This window comes from Sporosarcina sp. UB5 (assembly GCF_050859005.1).
GTDB lineage: Bacteria > Bacillota > Bacilli > Bacillales_A > Planococcaceae > Sporosarcina.
On the sequence record NZ_CP125984.1, the window covers coordinates 2339645 to 2362654 of the forward strand.

22 protein-coding genes are annotated in these 23010 nt (G+C 43.2%); 20 read left to right on the top strand and 2 right to left on the bottom strand.

Annotation, left to right across the window (positions count from 1 at the left end; translation table 11 throughout):
* Nucleotides 1-2: 2 nt before the first annotated feature.
* Complete coding sequence (gene pheT, locus QM454_RS11810) at nt 3-2414, top strand: phenylalanine--tRNA ligase subunit beta (RefSeq protein WP_432358274.1); 2412 nt, start codon at nt 3-5, stop codon at nt 2412-2414.
* Nucleotides 2415-2488: 74 nt separating this feature from the next.
* Here the strand turns inward: pheT and rnhC are convergent, their stop codons facing one another.
* Nucleotides 2489-3421 carry a ribonuclease HIII gene (gene rnhC / locus QM454_RS11815; RefSeq protein ID WP_432358277.1) on the bottom strand — a complete coding sequence of 311 codons (933 nt, stop codon included), beginning with the start codon at nt 3419-3421 and terminating at the stop codon, nt 2489-2491.
* Nucleotides 3422-3564: 143 nt separating this feature from the next.
* Between rnhC and zapA the strand changes: the two genes are divergently transcribed.
* The 12 genes from zapA (at nt 3565) to uvrC (ending at nt 16568) form a co-directional block, all read left to right on the top strand.
* On the top strand, nt 3565-3825 hold the full coding sequence (gene zapA / locus QM454_RS11820) for a cell division protein ZapA (protein ID WP_432358280.1): 261 nt from the start codon (nt 3565-3567) through the stop codon (nt 3823-3825).
* Between the two features lie 9 nt (nt 3826-3834).
* Nucleotides 3835-4374, top strand: a complete 540-nt coding sequence (locus tag QM454_RS11825) for a CvpA family protein (protein ID WP_432358283.1) — start codon at nt 3835-3837, stop codon at nt 4372-4374.
* 119 nt (nt 4375-4493) lie between these two features.
* Nucleotides 4494-6200, top strand: coding sequence for a DNA polymerase/3'-5' exonuclease PolX (gene polX, locus QM454_RS11830; protein WP_432358286.1), 1707 nt, complete (start codon nt 4494-4496; stop codon nt 6198-6200).
* 16 nt (nt 6201-6216) lie between these two features.
* Nucleotides 6217-8571 (top strand): endonuclease MutS2, encoded by a 2355-nt coding sequence (locus QM454_RS11835; protein ID WP_432358289.1) that lies wholly within the window; start codon nt 6217-6219, stop codon nt 8569-8571.
* An 80-nt stretch (nt 8572-8651) separates the two neighbouring features.
* On the top strand, nt 8652-9065 hold the full coding sequence (locus QM454_RS11840) for a DUF350 domain-containing protein (protein WP_432358292.1): 414 nt from the start codon (nt 8652-8654) through the stop codon (nt 9063-9065).
* Between the two features lie 225 nt (nt 9066-9290).
* Nucleotides 9291-10979 (top strand): long-chain-fatty-acid--CoA ligase, encoded by a 1689-nt coding sequence (locus QM454_RS11845; RefSeq protein ID WP_432358295.1) that lies wholly within the window; start codon nt 9291-9293, stop codon nt 10977-10979.
* Nucleotides 10980-11069: 90 nt separating this feature from the next.
* Entirely contained in the window at nt 11070-11651 is a 582-nt protein-coding gene (locus QM454_RS11850; RefSeq protein WP_432358298.1) for a TetR/AcrR family transcriptional regulator, read from the top strand.
* 61 nt (nt 11652-11712) lie between these two features.
* Nucleotides 11713-12486 (top strand): enoyl-CoA hydratase, encoded by a 774-nt coding sequence (locus tag QM454_RS11855; RefSeq protein WP_432358301.1) that lies wholly within the window; start codon nt 11713-11715, stop codon nt 12484-12486.
* A 20-nt stretch (nt 12487-12506) separates the two neighbouring features.
* Nucleotides 12507-13280 (top strand): electron transfer flavoprotein subunit beta/FixA family protein, encoded by a 774-nt coding sequence (locus QM454_RS11860; RefSeq protein WP_432358303.1) that lies wholly within the window; start codon nt 12507-12509, stop codon nt 13278-13280.
* Between the two features lie 43 nt (nt 13281-13323).
* On the top strand, nt 13324-14298 hold the full coding sequence (locus QM454_RS11865) for an electron transfer flavoprotein subunit alpha/FixB family protein (RefSeq protein ID WP_432358305.1): 975 nt from the start codon (nt 13324-13326) through the stop codon (nt 14296-14298).
* A gap of 118 nt (nt 14299-14416) precedes the next feature.
* Entirely contained in the window at nt 14417-14731 is a 315-nt protein-coding gene (trxA, locus tag QM454_RS11870; RefSeq protein WP_432358307.1) for a thioredoxin, read from the top strand.
* Between the two features lie 58 nt (nt 14732-14789).
* On the top strand, nt 14790-16568 hold the full coding sequence (uvrC, locus tag QM454_RS11875) for an excinuclease ABC subunit UvrC (protein ID WP_432358309.1): 1779 nt from the start codon (nt 14790-14792) through the stop codon (nt 16566-16568).
* 91 nt (nt 16569-16659) lie between these two features.
* Here uvrC and QM454_RS11880 read toward each other — a convergent pair whose 3' ends face one another.
* Complete coding sequence (locus QM454_RS11880) at nt 16660-17076, bottom strand: YslB family protein (protein WP_432358311.1); 417 nt, start codon at nt 17074-17076, stop codon at nt 16660-16662.
* Nucleotides 17077-17292: 216 nt separating this feature from the next.
* On the opposite strand from QM454_RS11880, the gene QM454_RS11885 reads away from it, so the two are divergent.
* From QM454_RS11885 to racE, 7 genes are all read left to right on the top strand, one after another.
* Complete coding sequence (locus QM454_RS11885) at nt 17293-17901, top strand: succinate dehydrogenase cytochrome b558 subunit (protein WP_432358313.1); 609 nt, start codon at nt 17293-17295, stop codon at nt 17899-17901.
* 54 nt (nt 17902-17955) lie between these two features.
* On the top strand, nt 17956-19710 hold the full coding sequence (sdhA, locus tag QM454_RS11890; RefSeq protein ID WP_432358314.1) for a succinate dehydrogenase flavoprotein subunit: 1755 nt from the start codon (nt 17956-17958) through the stop codon (nt 19708-19710).
* Nucleotides 19711-19715: 5 nt separating this feature from the next.
* Complete coding sequence (gene sdhB / locus QM454_RS11895) at nt 19716-20516, top strand: succinate dehydrogenase iron-sulfur subunit (protein WP_432358316.1); 801 nt, start codon at nt 19716-19718, stop codon at nt 20514-20516.
* A 239-nt stretch (nt 20517-20755) separates the two neighbouring features.
* Nucleotides 20756-21199, top strand: coding sequence for an acyl-CoA thioesterase (locus QM454_RS11900; protein ID WP_432358318.1), 444 nt, complete (start codon nt 20756-20758; stop codon nt 21197-21199).
* 87 nt (nt 21200-21286) lie between these two features.
* Nucleotides 21287-21499 (top strand): helix-turn-helix domain-containing protein, encoded by a 213-nt coding sequence (locus QM454_RS11905; protein WP_060204861.1) that lies wholly within the window; start codon nt 21287-21289, stop codon nt 21497-21499.
* A gap of 180 nt (nt 21500-21679) precedes the next feature.
* Nucleotides 21680-22138 (top strand): MarR family winged helix-turn-helix transcriptional regulator, encoded by a 459-nt coding sequence (locus QM454_RS11910; RefSeq protein ID WP_432358319.1) that lies wholly within the window; start codon nt 21680-21682, stop codon nt 22136-22138.
* Nucleotides 22135-22959, top strand: a complete 825-nt coding sequence (racE, locus tag QM454_RS11915; protein WP_432358321.1) for a glutamate racemase — start codon at nt 22135-22137, stop codon at nt 22957-22959. The genes QM454_RS11910 and racE overlap by 4 nt, the downstream gene beginning before the upstream one ends.
* Nucleotides 22960-23010: the final 51 nt, after the last annotated feature.

A 23010-nucleotide genomic window follows, 5' to 3' on the forward strand; every position in this document is an offset into this window, starting at 1 on the left:
ACATGTTAGTATCAACAAAATGGCTAAATGAGTACGTTAATATAAACGGAATAGACCGAGCTGAGTTAGCAGAAAAAATAACGCGATCAGGCATCGAAGTAGATTCTATTATTGATCGCTCGCAAGGCATGACGAATATTGTCGTTGGCCATGTAGTGGATTGCGTAAAGCATCCTGAAGCGGATAAATTGAATATATGCCAAGTGGACGTTGGAGAAGAGACAACTCAAATCATTTGTGGAGCGCCGAATGTTGCACAAGGGCAAAAAGTTATCGTTGCACGACCTGGGGCGGTTCTTCCAGGTGGGCTGAAAATTAAAAAAGCGAAACTGCGCGGCGAACAATCAAACGGCATGATTTGTTCATTACAAGAGCTTGGAATTGAAGGGAAACTTGTTCCAAAAGCATATGCAGAAGGCATTTATGTGTTGCCGAAAGATGCAACACCTGGAGAAAATGCACTTCCATTGCTTGGCTTGGACGATACAGTTCTCGAATTCGACTTGACGCCGAATCGTTCAGATGCACTAAGCATGCTAGGCGTTGCATATGAAGTTAGTGCGATTTTATCCCAAGGGATTGCGCTACCAAAAATTGAGTATGCTGAAGCGGAAGAAAAAGCGGAAGATAAACTGAAGCTCCGCGTCGATGCATCTGTTGATAACCCGATGTATGTCGCGAAAGTCGTTAAAAATATTAAAGTGGCAGAATCACCGTTATGGATGCAAAATGCTTTAATGGCTGCAGGTGTACGTCCTCATAATAATGTTGTCGACATTACAAATTACGTTTTGATGGAGTACGGTCAACCGTTGCACGCATTTGACTATGACCGTCTCGAAACAGGCGAAATCGTTGTCCGTCATGCAGAAGAGGGCGAAACAATGACGACGTTGGATGAGGTTGAACGGAAATTGCAACCGCATAACCTAGTCATTACGAATGGCAAAGAGCCTGTAGCGCTTGCCGGTGTTATGGGTGGGGCGAATTCAGAGGTTCACGATGGCACAACAACAGTCGTCATCGAATCCGCATATTTCGCTCCTTCATCGGTACGTCGCACTTCAAAAGACGTCGGACTTCGAAGCGATGCAAGTACACGTTTTGAAAAAGGCGTTGATCCGAACCGAGTACAGGAAGCGGCGGAACGAGCAGCTCAGCTTATGGCTGAACTTGCTGGCGGTGAAGTCCTGGCGGGATCAGTCATCTTTGATGAACTTGATAAAACGGCTGAACGTATTACAGTTTCACCAGACTATATTAATAGCCGCCTCGGCATGAAAATTTCAATGGATGAAATGCTTACTATATTAGAGCGTCTCCGTATCCCGACAGAAGCGATCAACGGTCAGCTCGTTATCGATGCGCCAACTCGTAGGCAAGATTTGAAAATTAAAGAAGATATTATCGAAGAAATCGCACGTATGTATGGGTATGACGAAATTCCGAAGACGCTTCCTATATCCGAATCGACACCAGGTGGATTGACACCGTATCAGTCGAAGCGCCGGATAGTCCGCCAATTCCTTGAAGGAGCAGGACTTTATCAGGCAATTACGTATTCGTTGACGTCTAAGGACCAGGCGCAGGCATTTGCATTGGAAACGGCACCGGTGACGGAATTACTTATGCCGATGAGTGAAGATCGGAGCATACTGCGTCAAAGCTTAATCCCTCATCTGTTGGAGGCGGCTACGTATAACGTTGCACGTCGTACCGATTCTGTAGCCCTTTACGAAACAGGTTCTGTTTTCCTCGGAGAAGAAGAGGACGGCCTTCCACGTGAAGTGGAGCATTTGGCGGCAGTAGTAACAGGCAAATGGCTTGATCATGCTTGGCAAGCGGAGACGAAGAAAGTTGATTTCTTCGTTGTAAAAGGAATCGTAGAAGGGATGATGGATCTTCTCGGCTTGCTTGACGACGTTACGTTTGAGAAAGCGGTCATCGATGGCATGCATCCGGGAAGGACGGCGAACGTTCTCTTACGCGGGGAGCGAATCGGCTTGATTGGTCAAATTCATCCGACCGAGCAAAAGAAACGTGATTTAAAAGAGACGTACGTATTGGAATTAAATCTTAAGGCAGTTCTATCTGTTGATACGGATGAGCTTCTCTATGTTCCTGTACCACGTTACCCATCGATTTCACGTGATATTGCACTCGTTGTCGAGAGCGAAACTTCCGCAGGCATGCTGAAAACGATTATCCGTAAGGCGGGCGGCAAGCTGTTGAAAGAAGTTAAGCTGTTCGACTTATACGAAGGTGACAACGTAGAGGAGGGCAAGAAATCTCTTGCTTTCTCGCTAACATATCTTGACCCTGAACGTACATTGACCGACGAAGAAGTCGTCAAGGCACATGACAAGGTATTAAAAGCTTTAACTGAAGAAGCAGACGCACAGCTTCGTGGATAATACGAAAGACCGCTTATGGAGTGCAAATCTCCATAAGCGGTCTTTTTCATTAATGGCCGCGCGCCTAAAGCAATCTACCGCTTCATCGCTGCAATCTTTTTCGCTTTTTCTGCATTGGCAAAATGCCATTTAGTCATCGATTTCAAAGCGGTCTCTCCACTTTTCAATAAAATCCTCGCCGCAGCCTCGTCAACTCCTCGTCCTGCACCTTTAGGAAGTTGGACACCTGCAATGCTGCTCAATCGATCCATCTCTTCCAAAAACGCAACCCTTGCAATAATGGAAGCAGCTGCAACAGCGACATGCAGTCCTTCCGCTTTCGTCGAGAATAACACATTTTCCCGCACGATTTCCGGCTCGTTTTTAATATGATTATAATAAATGCCTCGCTCTGCAAACTGGTCAATTAAAATATAATCAGGCTTCTCACTATTCATTTTTCGAAGAACATGTTTTAATGCCTGATTATGAAGCAATGCCTTTATTTTCCCTTGCGACCATCCCTTTGCCTGCACTTCATTATACTTTTCATTCGTTAACGTGAGGACGCTATGAACGAGAGTTGCCTGTAAATCAGGTGCAATTCTTCTCATCAAATCATCATTCAACTGCTTCGAATCTTTGACACCTAATTCATCGACAAGCTCGATTTGGTCGGATCTGACAAAACAGGCGGCAACGGTAACGGGACCGAAGAAGTCACCAGTTCCTGTTTCATCCGAGCCGACTACCGATAACTCGGAGAAACGCTCGGGCAACGTTTCGCCTTTCGTATTTTGTTTTTTAGGTGATGGCTGTGCATCGACACTTCCCCAAAGTGCAGCCTCCCGCAGTGCACCACCACCTTGAAACAACACTTTCCCCGACCTATATGCCGTTATGGCTGCATCTGACAATTTTGCCGCAAAGATGACACCAGGTGCATTTCGAGCAACTTTAAAGGTGGCATAATGCAACATCAATTTATCTATCTTCTCTTTATCCAGCTGAAGAACACTTTGGCTCATATACTTCGTCCTTTCCCAAACCATCTTTCCATATTGTACAATAAATCAGTACGTCTGTAATCGAAACTATCACCTTCCCTTTTCAACTAAATCGATTTCATGGTATGATTGGTACAAAGTTTTTGCTTGGGAGGGTTTCAGCATTGATAGACGACCAGAAGACGCGCGTTGCGGTTGACATATATGGACAGACGTATACGATTGTCGGTAGTGAAACGAGCAGTCACGTCCGGCTCGTCGCTTCAATGGTCGATGAAAGGATGAGGGAGATTAGTTCTCGTAACCCTTATTTGGACAGTTCCAAAATTGCCGTCCTCACTGCTGTAAATAGTGTCCATGATTATTTAAAATTGAAGGAACGTATTGAGCTATTGGAAGAAGAATTGAATAAGTTGAAGGGTTGACGGTCGTATATGCTTGATTTACTAATTATACTCCTCTTTATAGGGGGGCTAATCACCGGATTTAGGCGGGGTCTCATCGTACAGCTTATACATATGACAGGCTTCATAATCGCGCTAATTATTGCTTACATATACTACATCCCATTGTCCGAGAAGTTTGTTTTATGGATTCCGTACCCAGGGGTGACAGCGGCATCTAAATTAAGTTGGACTGTTGAACAGCTTGATTTGGATCAGACGTTTTACAGGATGCTCGCTTTTGTCGTCATATTTATCGTAGTTAAGTTTGTGTTGCAGTTACTTGCATCTATGTTTGATTTCTTGAAGTTCTTGCCGATATTAGGTTTCCTGTCGCGTTTCGGAGGTGCTGTGTTAGGATTAATAGAGTTTTATATTCTCATATTCCTAGTACTCTATCTGTTGGCGATGTTGCCACTTGATTTCATACAAGTAGTGATCGGCAAATCACTTTTGGCGGAAGCGATATTCGAACATACCCCAATTATTTCTGAAACGGTGAAGAAATGGTGGTATATATATTTGAAGTAATGTATTGCAACTTGTGAAAAAACGCAGGCTGTTTCATACAGACGATTTGTACGGCTTCCCCCTGTTGGCGGGAAGCCTTTTTTCAAGAACGATCTGAATAAATGGAGGAGTGGTTATGTATGAACAAGAAAACAATCATTCGAACATTTGAGAAAATCGCATTATATATGGAATTGTTAGGTGAAAACCCATTTAAAGTAGGGGCGTTTCGGAAAGCGGCTAATGTGCTAGAACTCGATCCGCGGAGCCTCTCAGAGATGGATGATATTTTGAAATTAAAAGGGATTGGCAAAGGAACAGGTGCAGTCATTGTCGACTTAATGGAAAAAGGTGAGTCTGATTTATTAAAGGAGCTGGAAGAGGAGGTTCCTAAAGGGCTTATTCCATTATTGAAAGTTCCGGGTCTCGGAGGTAAGAGAATTGCCAAGCTAAGAGAAGCGATCGGTATCGATTCTATCGAGTCGTTGCGGCTCGCTTGTGAATCGAACAAAGTAAGCACCGTACCGGGGTTCGGAAAAAAGACCGAAGAAAAGATTTTGCATGAACTTGAACAGCTCGGCACTCGAAAAGCGAAGTTACCTGTATGGCAAATAGAAACGATTGTTAAAGCGATTGAGGAAGAATTAAGCGGAGTAGAGGAAATTACACGCTTTTCAGTAGCAGGGAGCTTCCGAAGGGCAGAAGAGCAGAGCAGCGATGTCGACTTCATCATTGTGACGGATGAACCTGCTGTAGTTCGGGAAAAGCTGATGGAAGTGTTGTCTATTGAAGAGACTATCTCAGCTGGCGATTCCAAGCTATCGGTCGTTCTTGATATGGCTGAACTGGTCGATGCCGATTTCCGCTTTGTGACGGATGAACAATTTGCGACAGCGTTGCACCATTTCACGGGCTCAAAAGATCATAATGTAAAAATGCGACAACTTGCCAAATCAAAAGGGATGAAAATTAGCGAATACGGCGTTGAATTGGAAGATGGAACAGTAAAGACGTTTGAATCGGAAACTGATTTTTTTGCCTTCTTCGATTTACCGTTTATACCTCCATCTGTACGGAAGGATGGTTCGGAAATCGATCGTGCTCATGAAATTTCGGAACTTGTTACGCTCGAGGATATTCGCGGCGACTTCCATATGCATACAACATGGTCAGACGGTGGTTATTCAATTCGGGAAATGGTAGAGGCTTGTAGGAACAAGGGCTACTCTCATATGGTGATTACCGATCATACACAATATTTACGAGTGGCAAATGGCTTGACACCGGACGAGGTTCGTCGACAAATTGAAGAGATTCGGAAGTTAAATGAGGAATATGATGACATCGAAATTTTCTGCGGGACGGAGATGGATATACTCCCGGATGGATCACTTGATTTTGATGATGACTTATTACAGGAGCTTGATTTTGTCATTGCTTCTATTCACTCGAATTTTAATCAGTCGCAGGAGCAAATTATGAAAAGGTTGTATGCGGCAATGCAAAATCCGTATGTTTCGATGATTGCTCATCCTACCGGTAGAATTATTGGCCAGAGGGATGGCTATAATCCCGACGTGCCTCAATTAATAGATTGGGCAAAGAAGTACGATAAAATACTTGAGCTGAACGGTAATCCGCACCGTTTCGACTTAGCGGTTAACTATTTGGAAATAGCGCAAGAAGCGGGTGTGAAAATTGCCGTTAATACAGATGCGCATACAATCGATCAATTGGAACATATGGAGATTGGTGTGAAATATGCGCAAAAGGCGTGGTTAAAAAAAGAGACGGTCGTAAATACATGGCCGCTTGAACAATTCATCCGTGAAATTATCCGGAAATGAAAGGAAGTGTAAGGCATTGGAAAACCGTGTCTTGAAAACACTTGAATTTGATAAAATCCGGGATGTCGTTGCAACATATTGCACGTCATCTGCTGGACGCACATATATGGAAAAGCTAGTTCCTGTAAGCGACTATGAAGAAGTTGTCCGATTGCTTGAGGAGATGGACGAAGGGCTCGCTATATTGAGAGTGCGTGGAAACGTGCCGATGGGTGGCATTAGTGACATTCGTCCGCATGCAAAACGAGCACAAATTGGTGGTGTGCTCAGTGCGTATGAACTGATGGAGACTGCGAATACAATTCGTGCGAGCAGGATTTTGCGACAGTTTATCGAATCGGTCGATGAGGATGAAGATATTGAAATCCCTCATTTTATTACCAAGAAAGAGGCATTACCGATTCTTACCGGACTTGAGCATGAAATTAATGCTGCAATAGACGAAAACGGGCATGTCGTCGACAGCGCTTCAGGCACGCTCCGGTCGATCCGCCAAAGCTTGCGTATCCAGGAAGGCAGAGTCCGCGAAAAGCTCGAAGGATATACACGTGGGCGGAATGCATCAAAAATGCTTTCCGACTCAATCGTAACGATTCGAAATGACAGATACGTAATCCCTGTAAAATCGGAATACCGATCTCACTTCGGGGGAGTTATTCATGATATGTCATCATCCGGTCAGACATTGTTCATCGAGCCGGATGCTGTCGTGCAAGCGAATAACGAAATTCGCAATTTGAAGATGAAAGAGAAAGATGAAATTGAAAAGATTTTGCAGGAATTGTCCGTGAAAGTTCAAGTGGTTGCTCATGATCTTTTCGTCCTTGTCGATATATTATCGGAAATCGATATTATCCTTGCCAAATCGAAATATGGGATTGCGAATAAATGTACAAAGCCAGAAGTGAATAATGAAGGGTATATTCGCCTGGCGAAAGCGCGCCATCCTTTATTACCGATTGAACAAGCAGTTGCCAATACGATTGAGTTTGGTAAGGATATTACTACAATTGTCATTACAGGCCCGAATACAGGAGGGAAGACCGTCACATTGAAGACGGTCGGACTATGCACGCTAATGGCGCAAGCTGGACTCCCGATTCCTGCATTGGACGGATCGGAAATTGCAGTTTTTGACTCTGTATATGCGGACATCGGCGATGAACAGTCTATTGAACAAAGTCTCAGTACGTTCTCATCTCATATGGTAAACATTGTCGACATCCTGAAAAAATTCGATTCCCGTTCGCTACTCATTTTTGATGAACTCGGCTCAGGTACCGATCCGCAAGAAGGAGCCGCATTAGCTATTTCTATATTGGATGAAGTGCATGGCACAGGAGCAAGAGTGATGGCGACGACCCACTATCCTGAGTTGAAAGCATACGGTTATAACCGTCCAGGTGTTGCAAATGCGAGCGTTGAATTCGATATTGATACGTTGAGCCCAACGTATCGTTTATTAATAGGAGTTCCCGGGAGAAGTAACGCATTTGAAATTTCCAGGAGACTTGGCCTTCATGAGCATATTATTAAAAGAGCGAAGACCTTCACGGGAACGGATCGTGGCGAAGTCGATTCGATGATCGCTTCATTAGAATCGAGCAGAGTCCAATCGGAAAAAGATGCCGAAAAGACACATGCATTGCTTATCGAAACAGAGAAGTTGAAACGTGAATTGGAGACGAAGCTTACTGAATTCGATGAACTGAAAGAAAAAATGATCGAAAATGCAAAAGAGAAAGCGAAAAAAATTGTAGACGATGCACGTGTCGAATCGGAAGCTGTCATTTCCGATTTACGAGCATTACGCTTAAATGCTGGAGCAACAGTTAAAGAACATGAGTTAATAGAAGCTCGTAAACGTCTTGAAGGTGCAGCACCTGAGGAGAAGAAGAAACAACCGAAAGCGAAAGCAGCTCCAAGACCTTTAGAAGCTGGTGATGAAGTGAAAGTCATCACATATGGACAGAAGGGGACACTTATCGAGAAAGTGTCTGCGAAAGAATGGATTGTTCAAATTGGCATTTTGAAAATGAAGCTAGATGAGTCAGTGCTGGAATATACAAAACCCGAAAAAGTAAAAGATACAGTTGTCTCCGCCTCTGTGAAAGGGAGAGACTCCTATGTAAAACTGGAACTTGACCTTCGCGGTGAACGATATGAAAATGCGTTGCTCCGTACTGAAAAATATTTAGATGACGCACTGCTTTCCAATTATCATCAAGTATCAATTATCCACGGAAAAGGGACAGGCGCTTTGCGACAAGGGGTTCAATCCTATTTGAAAAGCCATCCGCGTGTGAAAAGCTACCGTTATGGGGAAGCAGGAGAAGGCGGCCATGGTGTGACAGTCGTCGAGTTAAAATAAAGAATGTGTAGGAAATGAAACTTTCACGGCCTTCATTCGTAGATGATACGATGATATGAATTTCAAAGGAGTCAAAATGTATGACGAAAACCGGGTTTTGGAGTCATCCCCTTGTAGAAACTGCAGGCTACTTCAGTGTTGTAGTCCTATGCCTTATCTTGTCGATGGTTCTTTTTGAACTTGTTACGAAGTATAAGAATTGGGAAGAAATTCGCAAAGGGAATGTAGCGGTCGCAATGGCAACAGGGGGTAAAATATTTGGAGTGGCAAATATTTTCCGTTATTCAATCGAGCAACATACTACATTGCCACAAATGATCGGATGGGGTCTATTTGGTTTTATCCTGCTTGTTATCGCATACATCCTGTTTGAATTTTTAACACCAAAGTTTAATATTGATAAGGAAATTGAAGAGGATAACCGATCCGTTGGCTTCATTTCGCTAACGATATCGGTAGGATTGTCATTTGTCATCGGTGCTAGCATTTCATAGGAGAATCAGTATGGAGAGATTATCGAAAATACTAATCGTTGTTTGTGTTCTTTTTGTCCTCGTTGGAATCTACTGGATGTACACGAATACGCCTTGACTGAAACTTTCGGTCAAGGCATTTTTTCTCTCTGAAAATAATATTCTAATTGAAAGCGGATTCATTTACCGATATAATGGGTAAAGAAGGAATTTTCTAAGTATTGGAATGGGAAAAGGGGGGTTACAATGACAGGAAGACCTTGGCTGGATCTGTATCCGCCAGAAATACCGAAGACGATCGATTACGATCGGATTCCGTTACAAGAATTTTTGACACGATCGAGGAACAAGTTTCCAGGTAAGACGGCAATGCATTTCTTGGGGAAGGACATTAGCTACAAAGAGTTTCATGAATCGTCATTGAAATTCGCGAACTATTTAAGATCACTAGGAATTAAAAAAGGGGACCGGGTAGCAATTATGCTTCCGAACTGTCCTCAAGGTGCAATCGCCTATTATGGAATCCTCTACATTGGAGCAATTGTCGTGCAAACGAATCCGCTCTATACAGAGAGAGAAATTGCCTATCAGATGACAGATTCCGGGGCAAAGGCAATTATTACGCTCGATCTTCTATTTGGCCGGGTAACGAATGTCATAAAGGAAACGAAGTTGGAGCATGTAATTATTACAGGGATTAAAGATTACTTGCCGTTTCCTAAAAACATTATTTATCCATTCATTCAGAAAAGGGAGCATGGCGTTATTGTAAAAGTGGAACATCGGGGGATGAACCATCTTTTTACAGAAATTATGAAAATAGCAAAACCAGATCCGGTTTCATATGACTTTAATTTCGAAGAAGACATTGCTCTACTTCAATATACAGGTGGAACGACGGGGCCTCCGAAAGGAGTTATGCTGACGCACGCTAATCTAATTAGCAATGCGCAAATGTGTAATGCGTGGTTGTATAAATGTGAGGACGGCGAAGAGACTGTCATGGGGATTTTACCTTTCTTCCATGTGTATGGCATGACGACAGTCCTACTATTATCCGTTATGTTAGGAAATAAAATGGTATTACTCCCTAAGTTCGACTTCGATACTGCGTTGAAAGCAATCGATAAACAGAAACCGACACTATTTCCGGGAGCTCCAACAATCTATATCGGATTGCTCAATCATCCTAAGTTAGCGAAATACGATCTTTCTTCCATTAAGGCGTGTATAAGTGGATCGGCTGCATTGCCTGTCGAATTGCAGGAGGAATTCGAAAAGGTAACAGGTGGAAAACTTGTTGAAGGGTATGGTTTGACAGAAACTTCACCTGTTGCGATTGCGAATTTTGTATGGGAGAAAAGACGCGTGAAAGGATCTATTGGGGTTCCTTGGCCTGATACGGATGCACGCATCTTAGGTCCGGAAACGACAGAAGCACTGCCGAATGGAGAAGTTGGGGAAATTGCAGTGAAAGGTCCTCAGGTGATGAAAGGGTATTGGAATCGACCGGAGGAAACTGCCGAAACATTCCGCGATGGCTGGTTATTGACCGGAGATTTAGGATACATGGATGATGAAGGGCATTTTTATGTCGTTGATAGGAAAAAAGATATGATCATCGCTAGTGGATTCAATATTTATCCACGCGAGATCGAAGAAGTGCTTTACGAGCACGAAGCAATCCAGGAATGTGTCGTCGCTGGAGTTCCAGATCCATATCGAGGAGAGACGGTAAAGGCATATATTGTTTTGAAAACTGGGAAGTCGGTGACGGAAGAAGAATTGAATACGTATTGCCGGGAACATTTGGCGTCATATAAAGTTCCGCGCAAGTATGAATTCAGAAAAGAGTTGCCGAAAACTGCAGTCGGAAAAATATTGCGGCGCGCGCTCATTGAAGAAGAGAAAGAGAAGATGATGCAAACTTCCTAACGAAAGACTTGACGACAATCAAATAAACGATTAATATGAAAATATGAATGAACAGTCATTCATATTTTCTTCTTTTTGGTGGTGAAAACAATGAAACGTGATAAACCGAAATATAAACAAATAGTAGATGCAGCCGTAATCGTCATTGCTGAAAACGGTTACCATCAGGCCCAAGTATCGAAAATCGCCAAAGAAGCAGGCGTTGCGGATGGAACAATCTATCTTTATTTCAAAAATAAAGAGGACATTCTCATATCCGTTTTCCGAGAAAAGATGGGCGTCTTCGTAGATAACGTGAAAGAAATACTGAAAAAAGAGATTTCTGCAACAGAGATGCTTGCAAAGATGATTGAAAACCATTTCAGTTTGCTCAATGGCGATCGCCACCTAGCCATTGTAACCCAGTTAGAGCTACGGCAATCAAACAAAGAACTCCGATACAGAATTAATGAAGTGCTGAAGGAGTACTTAGTGCTGCTCGATTCCATTTTAACCGAAGGGATCGAAACAGGTGAATTTGATAAACGTATCGATATCCGTTTGGCGCGCCAAATGGTATTCGGAACGATTGACGAAACAATCACCTCGTGGGTCATGAATGATCAAAAGTACGATTTGATGAAGTTGGCACCAGAAGTCCATCGCTTACTATTAAATGGAATGAAAGCGTAAATCGGGATGATGGACGAAAAACGTTGTTAATAACGGGTATTTCGGAAAGGGTGGGGGAAGAATGGAATACTTGAAAATTACTATTGAAGACGGAGTTGCGACGGTCGCAATCGATAGACCACCAGCTAATGCATTATCGAGCGGTCTTATCCAAGAGATTGATCGAATGTTGGACAAAGTTGAAAATGATGAATCCGTCAGAGTGATCGTTCTTCATGGAGAAGGTAAATTCTTTTCGGCAGGTGCCGATATTAAGGAATTCACGACGGTGACGTCCGGTGAACAATTTTCAAAGCTCGCATCTGCGGGACAGGATGTGTTCGAACGGATGGAAAGCTTCAACAAGCCAATTATTGCTGCGATTCACGGTGCCGCACTTGGCGGGGGGCTGGAGTTGGCGATGGGATGCCATTTCCGAATTGTTGCAGCAAAAGCAAAGCTCGGCTTGCCTGAGTTGCAATTAGGGTTAATCCCCGGATTTGCCGGCACGCAGCGTTTGCCAAGATATGTCGGGATGGCGAAGGCAGCGGAAATGCTATTGACGAGCGATCCAATCACTGGGGAAGAAGCTGTTCGATTCGGTCTAGCCAATCATGCATATTCGGACGAGGAACTTCTTCCGAAGACAATGGACATGGCGAAGAAAATTGCAAAGAAGAGTCCGATTGCAGTAAAGGCGGCACTTCAAATGCTCCAATATACGAAAACAGCATCGTTCTATGAAGGTGTAAAGGCTGAGGCTGATTCATTCGGGGAGGTTTTCGTCTCGGAAGATGCAAAAGAGGGTATCCAAGCATTTATTGAAAAAAGGGAACCACAATTTAAAGGGAATTAAATAAGCGGGAGGTATGCGTTATGAACATTTATGCATTGGTGAAACGGACATTCGACACAGAGGAGAGAATCGCTGTATCAAACGGTAAAATCGTTGAAGACGGTGCTGAATTCATTATTAATCCTTATGACGAATACGCAATAGAAGAGGCGATCCAAGTACGCGATGAGCACGGCGGTGAAGTAACAGTCATTACGATCGGTGACGAAGAAGCTGAAAAGCAGCTTCGAACGGCGCTTGCAATGGGGGCTGACAAAGCGGTCCTTATTAATACCGAGGATGACTTGGATGAGCTAGACGAATTCACTGTTGCTAAAATCATTGCAGAATACTTGAAAGACAAAAATGCGGATCTTATCCTTGCGGGGAACGTTGCAATTGATGGTGGTTCCGGACAAGTAGGGCCGCGTGTTGCAGAACTGTTAGGCATCAATTACGTAACGACGATTACAAAACTTGAAATCGATGGAGCGGATGTAAAAATCATTCGCGATGTTGAAGGAGATTCTGAAACGATTGAAACTTCATTGCCATTGCTCGTTACAGCGCAACAAGGCTTGAACGATCCTCGCTATCCTTCATTACCAGGTATTATGAAGGCGAAAAGAAAGCCGCTTGATGAGCTCGAATTGGATGATCTAGATCTTGATGAGGATGACGTGGAAGCAAAGACGGAAACGATTGAAATCTATTTACCTCCACAAAAAGCGGCTGGACGTATCCTTGAAGGTGACTTATCCGATCAGGTGAAAGAACTCGTAGATCTTCTAAATAAAGAAGCGAAAGTGCTTTGATTGAACTTCAATGATTTTCATATCGTAATGGGAGGGACTCTATATGTCTAAAAAAGTAGTCGTACTTGGTGAAGCTCGTGAAGGGGCATTGCGTAACGTTTCATACGAAGCGATTGCAGCTGCCAAAAAAGTAGCGGACGGTGGCGAAATCGTTGGTCTGCTATTTGGTGACGCAGTTCACTCATTAGGGGAAGAAATGATTAAATATGGTGCGGATCGTGTCATTACAGTAGAGCATCCGCATTTGAAACATTATACATCAGACGGTTTCGGTCAGGCATTTATGGCTGTCTATGAGCAGGAGAAGCCGGAAGCAATTGTATTCGGTCATACTGCATTAGGAAAAGATTTGTCTCCGAAGATTGCTAGTAAACTAGCTTCAGGACTAATATCCGATGTGACGGCAATTGAAGGCGAAGGAGATGATGCAGTATTCATCCGCCCAATCTATTCCGGTAAAGCTTTTGAAAAAGTGAAAAATAAAGATGGCCTTCTATTCATTACGGTCCGTCCGAACAATATTGAAACACTTGAAAAAGATGAAAGCCGTTCAGGAGACGTTTCTTCTGTTTCGGTTGACATTACGAATCTACGATCAGTTATTAGCGAAGTCGTTCGTAAGTCAACGGAAGGCGTAGATTTATCGGAAGCGAAAGTCGTCGTCGCTGGAGGCCGTGGAGTGAAAAGTGCAGAAGGTTTTGCACCTCTTGAAGAGTTGGCACAATTACTTGGCGGTGCGGTCGGTGCTTCCCGTGGAGCGTGTGACGCGGATTATTGTGATTACTCTTTGCAAATCGGTCAAACAGGTAAAGTTGTGACGCCAGATTTGTACATCGCTGCTGGAATTTCAGGCGCAATTCAACATATGGCCGGAATGTCCAACTCCAAAGTAATTGTCGCGATTAATAAAGACCCGGAAGCAACTATTTTTAAAGTAGCAGACTACGGAATCGTCGGAGATTTGTTTGAAGTTATCCCGATGATGATCGAAGAAATTAAGAAAATCAAAACGAATTAACAATTATGAGGCCCTGTTTAAGCGGGGCCTTTTTAAGGTAGGCAGATGTTTCGCTCGGATATATTTGACATGCTATAATGCAAACATAGTTGGATTTACTAAAGGAGGAAATAATCAAATGGCTATTGTTCATGCAACAGACCAAGACTTTAAAGAACAAACAAAAGACGGTCTCGTCCTCGTTGACTTCTGGGCAACATGGTGCGGACCTTGTAAAATGATCGCTCCAGTATTGGAGGAACTCGACAACGACCTAAATGGAAAAGCGAAAATCGTCAAAGTTGACGTCGATGAAAACCAAGCAACTGCTGGTGAATTTGGCATTATGTCAATCCCAACACTCGTCCTTTTCAAAGACGGAGAAATTGTCGACAAAGTTGTCGGTTTCCAACCGAAAGAACAACTTGCTCAACTGATTGAAAAACACGCGTAATGGATTACTTAAAACCGGGAACCTTCATAGGAACCCGGTTTTTTGGTAGGTGAGAATAATGAATGAAAAAATAGAGCATAAACTATCCTTGCTGCCTGACTTGCCTGGCTGCTACTTAATGAAGGACCGACAAGGGACAATCATCTACGTAGGTAAGGCGAAAATATTGAAAAACAGGGTCCGTAGTTACTTCACGGGAACCCATGATGCAAAAACACAGCGCCTCGTTGGAGAAATCGAGGACTTTGAATATATCATTACATCGTCTAATATTGAAGCACTCATCCTTGAACTGAACCTCATTAAACAACATGACCCGAAATACAATATTATGCTGAAAGACGATAAGACGTACCCATATTTAAAAATCACCTCGGAACGCCATCCTCGATTGATCATTACAAGACAGCTGAAAAAGGATAAAGGGAAATATTTCGGTCCCTATCCGAATGCAACTGCGGCGCATGAAACGAAAAAATTGCTCGATCGGTTATATCCGTATCGGAAATGCCATCAGCTGCCGGACAGGGTCTGTCTTTATTATCATTTAGGGCAATGCTTAGCTCCTTGTGTGTATGAAGTAAAACAAGAAACATATAAGGAAATGGTGGACGATATAAGCCGATTCCTAAATGGTGGATATATGAGTGTAAAAAAAGAGCTTACTGAAAAAATGTCTGTCGCAGCCGAGAATTTAGAATTCGAACGAGCGAAAGAATATCGGGATCAGATTGCTAATATCGAAGCGGTTATGGAAAAACAGACGATGATGATGAACGACTTCACCGACCGTGACGTATTCGGATATGCGGTTGAAAAAGGATGGATGTGCGTCCAAGTATTTTTCGTCCGACAAGGGAAATTGATTGAAAGGGATGTATCCATTTTCCCTTTATATCAGGATCCTGAGGAAGAGATGTTAACGTTTATCGGGCAATTTTATGGAAAGACGGGCCACCTTTTGCCGAAGGAAATATTATTGCCGGAAGGAATTGACCAGGAAATCGTTCGGCAACTATTGAACGTAAATGTATTTATTCCGCAACGTGGGAAGAAAAAGGATCTTGTTAACTTATCAAGTAAAAACGCGAAAATCTCTTTACGTGAAAAATTCCAGCTTATAGAACGTCAGGAACAGAGAACGATTGGTGCTTGCGAAGAACTTGGAGAAGCGCTAAGAATCTCAACTCCGATACGAATAGAAGCTTTTGACAACTCCCACACAGGTGGCGTAGATCCGGTATCCGCGATGGTTTCGTTTGTTGACGGAAAACCGAATCGTAAAGACTATAGAAAATATAAGACGAAAACAGCAGCTGCTCATGACGATTATGGAGCGATGCGTGAGGTGATCAGGAGGCGATACGTCCGTGTGTTGAAGGAGCAGTTGCCGTTACCAGATCTCATCATCATCGATGGAGGAAAAGGGCAGATGGAAATAGCTCGTGAAGTTATCGAGGATGAACTAGGGTTGTCTATACCGATTGCAGGACTTGCCAAAGATGACAAGCATCAGACCGCGCAATTGCTGTACGGGAATCCAGTGGAGGTCGTCCCACTGAAACGCACAAGTGAGGCATTTTATATGTTACAACGAATACAAGATGAAGTGCATCGGTTTGCTATTACATTCCATAGAAAACGCAGAGATTCCAATTCATTGACGTCCGTTTTAGATGGATTGCCGGGAGTTGGCCCGAAGCGAAAACAGCGTCTGTTAAAACATTTTGGTTCAGTAAAGAAAATTAGAGAAGCGACTGTAGCCGAGTTAAATGATGCAGGTTTACCGATAAAAGTCGCAGAAACTGTAATGGAGTATTTTAAGAAAGAAAAATGAAAAGCGGGCTCAATCGAATATCGATGAGCCCGCTTTTCGTGAGAAGTAGTCCATTATTCTACTTTGGAAGGATAGTTTGTCGCAACTACGTTCATAGTTTAGTTTTTGAGTCCCATTTCACACGGAAACGTACGTGGTTCTCTTTGATAATTTTTTCGCCGTAGCATTCAGTGAGGAATCCATTTAGTTTTTGAAACTGCTCCGCGATAAAACCTGCTTCTAGCTGGTAAGATCTATTTTCGAGCAACGTCATATCGCCTACATGAAGAATGAATACCGCTTCGTCTTTTGCAGTCTTCCCTTTATGAGAGGAGAGGGGTCCCCATCCTGCTTCCGAAAAGAAGTCCGGAAGTTCGTCGACTGAAAATATGGGGAACTTCCTCGCCACTTCTTTTCCAGACCAATAAAGGATTTCATCTTCATGCTTACCTAAAATGTTAGGGAGTACATGATCTCTAATAATCTCATATCCTAATTGTGTCGGAACTTCTAATGTATGTTTATCCAACGGTTATACAGTCCTTTCAAGTGAATCAAGTCGTGTATGAACTTTTTGATTATTGTCGTCAAAAAGGTTTCCTTACCTTGACCTCCTCATAGGTGAGGAGTACAATGAACATGATATCATAATGATTCAGTAAGAGAAATGCCGCGAACGTCTATCATTTGTACAAATAGTGGCGGTGTTTTCGGCATCTCTCATTCATAAGGGAGGGTAAAAGACTTGTCGAGAGAATCAGATTTTTACTTGCGCCGACTGCATTCATTGCTCGGAGTTATTCCGGTTGGGTTGTTCCTTACTCAACACTTGGTAATCAACCATTTTGCAACACGCGGTGAAGAAGCATTTAATAACGCTTCCAATTTCATGGGGAACTTGCCGTTCGTCCTGTTTTTGGAATGGTTCATTATCTATATTCCGTTAATGTTCCATGCGTTTTATGGTGTGTACATAGCTTTCACTGCGAAAAACAATGTTCAGCGCTACGGCACATTCCGTAACTGGATGTTCCTATTACAACGTGTAACAGGTGTTTTCCTCGTCATTTTCATAGCATGGCATGTCTATGAAACTAGAATTCAAAAAGCACTTGGCGCAGAAGTGAACTTCAACATGATGGAAGAGATCCTATCTAATCCATTCATGCTTGCATTCTACATTGCGGGTGTTTTGGCAGCAACATTCCACTTGGCAAATGGCCTATGGTCATTCGCTGTGACATGGGGAATTATCCAATCGCCACGCTCACAAAAAATCGTTACTTATATTACGATCATAGCATTCTTCGTTTTGTCGGTAATAGGTATACAGGCCTTATTGGCATTCGTCTAACAAAAAGATTCATAGAATTTCAAGTACATGTATAATTTGAGGAGTGAAACAATAATGGCAAAAGGCAGATTGATTGTCGTCGGTGGCGGACTAGCTGGCTTGATGGCAACTATCAAAGCTGCGGAAGAAGGGGTCGGGGTAGACCTGTTCTCACTCGTTCCGGTTAAACGCTCCCACTCCGTTTGTGCGCAAGGCGGCATTAACGGCGCAGTGAATACGAAAGGTGAAGGCGACTCGCCAGCAATCCACTTTGATGACACTGTATATGGTGGCGACTTCTTAGCGAACCAACCTCCTGTCAAGGCAATGGCTGAGGCAGCTCCAGGAATTATTCACTTAATGGACCGAATGGGTGTTATGTTCAACCGAACACCTGAAGGATTATTAGATTTCCGTCGTTTTGGCGGTACATTGCATCACCGTACAGCTTTTGCTGGTGCTACTACCGGCCAACAACTCTTGTATGCTTTGGACGAGCAAGTACGTCGTCATGAGGTAGCGGGACTAGTTCAAAAGTATGAACACTGGGAATTCCTAGGGGTCATCATGGATGATGAAGGGATTTGCCGAGGTATTAAAGCACAAAACATGAATTCGATGGAAATTAAAGCATTCCGTGCTGACGCGGTCATTATGGCAACTGGCGGCCCTGGTATTATCTTCGGAAAATCGACGAACTCTGTTATTAATACAGGATCTGCAGCTTCGATCGTTTATCAGCAAGGTGCGAAATATGCTAACGGTGAATTCATCCAAATTCACCCGACTGCCATCCCTGGAGATGACAAACTTCGTCTCATGAGTGAATCTGCTCGTGGTGAAGGCGGTCGTATTTGGACATATAAAGACGGTAAGCCATGGTATTTCCTGGAAGAGAAATATCCAGATTACGGTAACCTAGTGCCACGAGACATTGCAACTCGTGAAATTTTTGATGTGTGTGTTAACCAGAAATTAGGGATTAACGGGGAGAACATGGTGTATCTCGACCTTTCCCATAAAGATCCGAAAGAGCTTGATATTAAACTCGGCGGAATTATTGAAATCTATGAGAAGTTTACTGGGGATGACCCACGTAAATTACCAATGAAAATTTTCCCTGCGGTCCACTATTCAATGGGCGGACTATGGGTCGATTATGAGCAACAAACGAACATACCTGGTCTGTTTGCAGCTGGTGAATGTGACTACTCCCAGCACGGCGCAAACCGTCTTGGTGCAAACTCCTTATTGTCTGCCATCTATGGTGGGATGGTTGCGGGCCCGGAAGCGGTTAAGTATATGCGCGGCGTAAAGCGTACTGCGGACGAACTTCCTTCGACATTGTTCGATGCAGCTGTGAAAGACGAACAGCAAAAATGGGACGAAACATTGAAGATGGATGGCAACGAAAATGCGTATATGTTGCATAGAGAACTCGGGGAAATCATGACAGATAACGTAACGGTCGTCCGATACAATGATAAATTGCAAGAGACGGACAACAAGCTTCAAGAGCTTCTCGAACGTTATGAAAAGATTGATATTGTCGATACTCAACGATGGTCAAACCAAGGCGCGACATTCACCCGCCAGTTGAAAAACATGCTCTATTTGGCACGCGTCATCACTTTGGGAGCATTGAATCGTGATGAAAGCCGTGGAGCACATTACAAACCAGATTTCCCTGAACGTGACGATGAAAACTTCTTGAAAACGACGATTGCAGAATTCGACGGGAAATCTGCGCCGATCCTTTCCTATGAAGAAGTGGATGTATCCTTGATTCCGCCGCGTAAACGTGACTATTCAGCGAAGAAAGGAGATTGACATAAGTGACTGAGCAAACATCAGCTGTCCTTGAACAGCAAACTGCAGAAAAAACGGTCCATTTTGAAATTCAGCGACAAGACACTCCTGATTCCAAACCGTATTGGGAAAGCTTTAAAATCCCGTACAGACCGAACATGAACGTCATTTCCGCTCTCATGGAAATTCGTCGTAACCCGGTGAATGCGGAAGGAAAGAAAACGACACCTGTTAACTGGGACATGAACTGCCTTGAAGAAGTTTGCGGCGCTTGTTCTATGGTGATCAATGGACGCCCTCGCCAATCTTGTACGGCTTTGGTTGATCAGCTAACACAACCGATTCGCCTTGAGCCGATGAGGACGTTCCCTGTAATCCGTGACCTTGTTATCGATCGTGAATTTATGTTTGACTCACTCAAACGAGTCAAAGCTTGGATTCCGATTGACGGAACGTATGACTTAGGTGAAGGTCCACGTATGCCTGAACGTAAACGTCAGTGGGCTTATGAATTGTCTAAATGTATGACTTGTGGTGTTTGTCTTGAAGCTTGTCCGAACGTGAATGACAAAACAAACTTCATCGGGCCAGCGATTCTTTCACAAGTTCGCTTATTCAATTCACATCCAACAGGTGCTATGAACAAAGACGAACGCCTTGCGACAATTATGTCTGACGGCGGAATTACTGAATGCGGTAATTCACAAAACTGTGTCGTCGCATGCCCGAAAGGAATTCCTCTGACAACATCTATCGCTGCATTGAACCGTGCAACGACAGTACAAATGTTCAAAAACTTCTTCGGAAGCGACCATATGGTTGACTAATAAAGTTTTCTTATGTAATTAATTTGCGAGTATGGGGATGAATATCATCCTCATACTCGCGTTTTTTATTGTATAAGCCGTGGCTTTTATATACTAGTTCATTTTCTTCCTAAAAACTAATCTACCTTGTCAACAAAGTGTATTTTACTGGCATATGCAACAATGTGCAAGCAATTATTTATCCCGTTTGCTATAATAAGAGAATGAACATTCATTCATTTTGAAGGGGAGTGGGTCTGTTGAGGATTGCTTATATTGAAGATATGGAAAAGTGGATGGAAGAATTCACATTTTCCGTACCCGTATCCGTTCGTTTTTCTGAAACGGACATGTACGGCCATTTAAATAACACAGTTACATTCGCATACTTTGAATATGCGCGGATCGAATATTTGAAACATGTCGGTCATATGGAAGACTGGCTTGACCCGAACGGAACGACAATACCTGTCGTTGCCGATCTTCAATGCGACTATATGAAACAAGTATTTTTTGATGAGAAACTGTCGATTTTTGTCAAAGCGGCGTCTATCGGTACTAGCTCCGTCGACATTCATTATATGGCAAAAAATGCGAAGGACGAAGTAGTATTTACGGGAAGGGGAACGATTGTCCAAATCGATAGAAAAACGGGCAAATCTGTTCCTTGGAAGAGCAATCAAAAATCCGGTTTTTCCTTGTAAAATGATGAACGAGCCGGCACAGCCTAAACCATCCTCACATATTGTAAAGTGAACGTGGATAGGAGGGGGCGCGTCTTGACAGGAGAAATGAAAAACCGTTCTTTGCTTACAGCAAGGGAGCGAGAAATCTTTCATCTATTAGTGGATGATCATACGACGAAAGAAATCGCAGGACGGCTCGGCATTAGCGAAAAAACCGTCCGGAATCATATTTCGAATACTATTCAAAAATTAGGAGTATCCGGAAGGGCACAAGCGATTGTCGAATTGTTGCGATTAGGGGAACTGAAACTGAATTAAACAAATCTATTGTCGTTCCTTACTATAATAGACTCGATATGATCCGTCATATACATCTAAATATACAGCTTCCTGAAAAAAACATTATATACTTATTATCCTTTTTTAAAAAATGTTGCGTTATATGACGAAAAAGGTGACAATAAGTAGACAGTATTCGTTTTCAGGGAGCTGGTATATATGGCGGAACATAACGCAATGAGTCTTGACGGCGCCGAGAACATTGCTCGGATGGAAAAGGAACTTCGATATATATCCGGAATTATTAAACAGCAAGGCCGGAAAATATTAAGCAATTATACGATTACACCTCCCCAATTCATTGCGCTGCAATGGTTGTTCGAGCATGGGGACATGACGATTGGCGACTTGTCGAATAAGATGTATTTGGCATTCAGTACAACTACGGATCTTGTCGATCGCATGGAAAACAACAAGCTTGTGAAGAGAGTGCGTGATGAACAGGACCGCCGTGTCGTACGCATTCACTTGTTAGGTGAGGGTGAACGCATTATCGAAGAAGTAATAGACAAACGACGGAAATATTTAAATGCAGTTCTCGAAGATTTTTCAGAAGTGGAAATAAACGAGTTTTCCCGATTGTTGACAAAACTGCACAAAGAGATGATTAAGGATTGAGAATACCGAATGATGCACCAATCGGAGTCATAGATTCCGGTGTTGGCGGATTGACCGTCGTAAAAGAAATGTTACAATTTTTACCCGCTGAAACAATTATTTATATAGGCGATGATGCGCGTTGTCCATACGGGCCACGTTCAGTTGAAGAAGTAAAGGAATTTACAATGGAGATGGCTACTGCACTTGCCGAAATGGGAGTCAAAATGTTGGTAGTCGCTTGCAACACGGCTACTGCTGTGACGCTAGACATATTGCGTGAACAACTGCCTTTTCCGGTTTTAGGAGTTATCGAACCAGGGGCAAGAGCGGCTGCGCACGTATCAACTACCGGAAAAATTGCGGTGTTAGGTACGGTCGGCACGATTAAAAGCAAGGCGTATGAGTATGCCATCTCCGCCATTTCGACAGATGCGGACATTATTCCGCTTGCCTGTCCGGAGTTTGTTCCTCTTGTTGAAAGTGGTCAATACAAACAAATGAACATTCAGCATATAATGAAAAGATCTTTGCAGCCGATTGCTCATTTGGAATTCGATACGGCTATTTTAGGCTGTACGCATTATCCACTTCTGCATGATCAAATTCAAGAACAATTACCCGTTGGCGTGAACATTGTATCATCGGCGTATGAAACTGTGCGGGATGTGGAAAACACTTTATCCGGATTAGACCTTGCAAACATCTCTGGTGAACGGAAAGCGCCAATATTTTACACGACTGGACAATTGGAAGTGTTTGAATCAATTGCTATCGATTGGCTCGGCATTAGAAGTCCTGATGTCAGACATATTGTTCTAGGTAAACCCGGCTGCCAATAAAGGCAACCGGGTTTTTGCTATGACGAAAATGAGTATGGTAAGATGGATGCT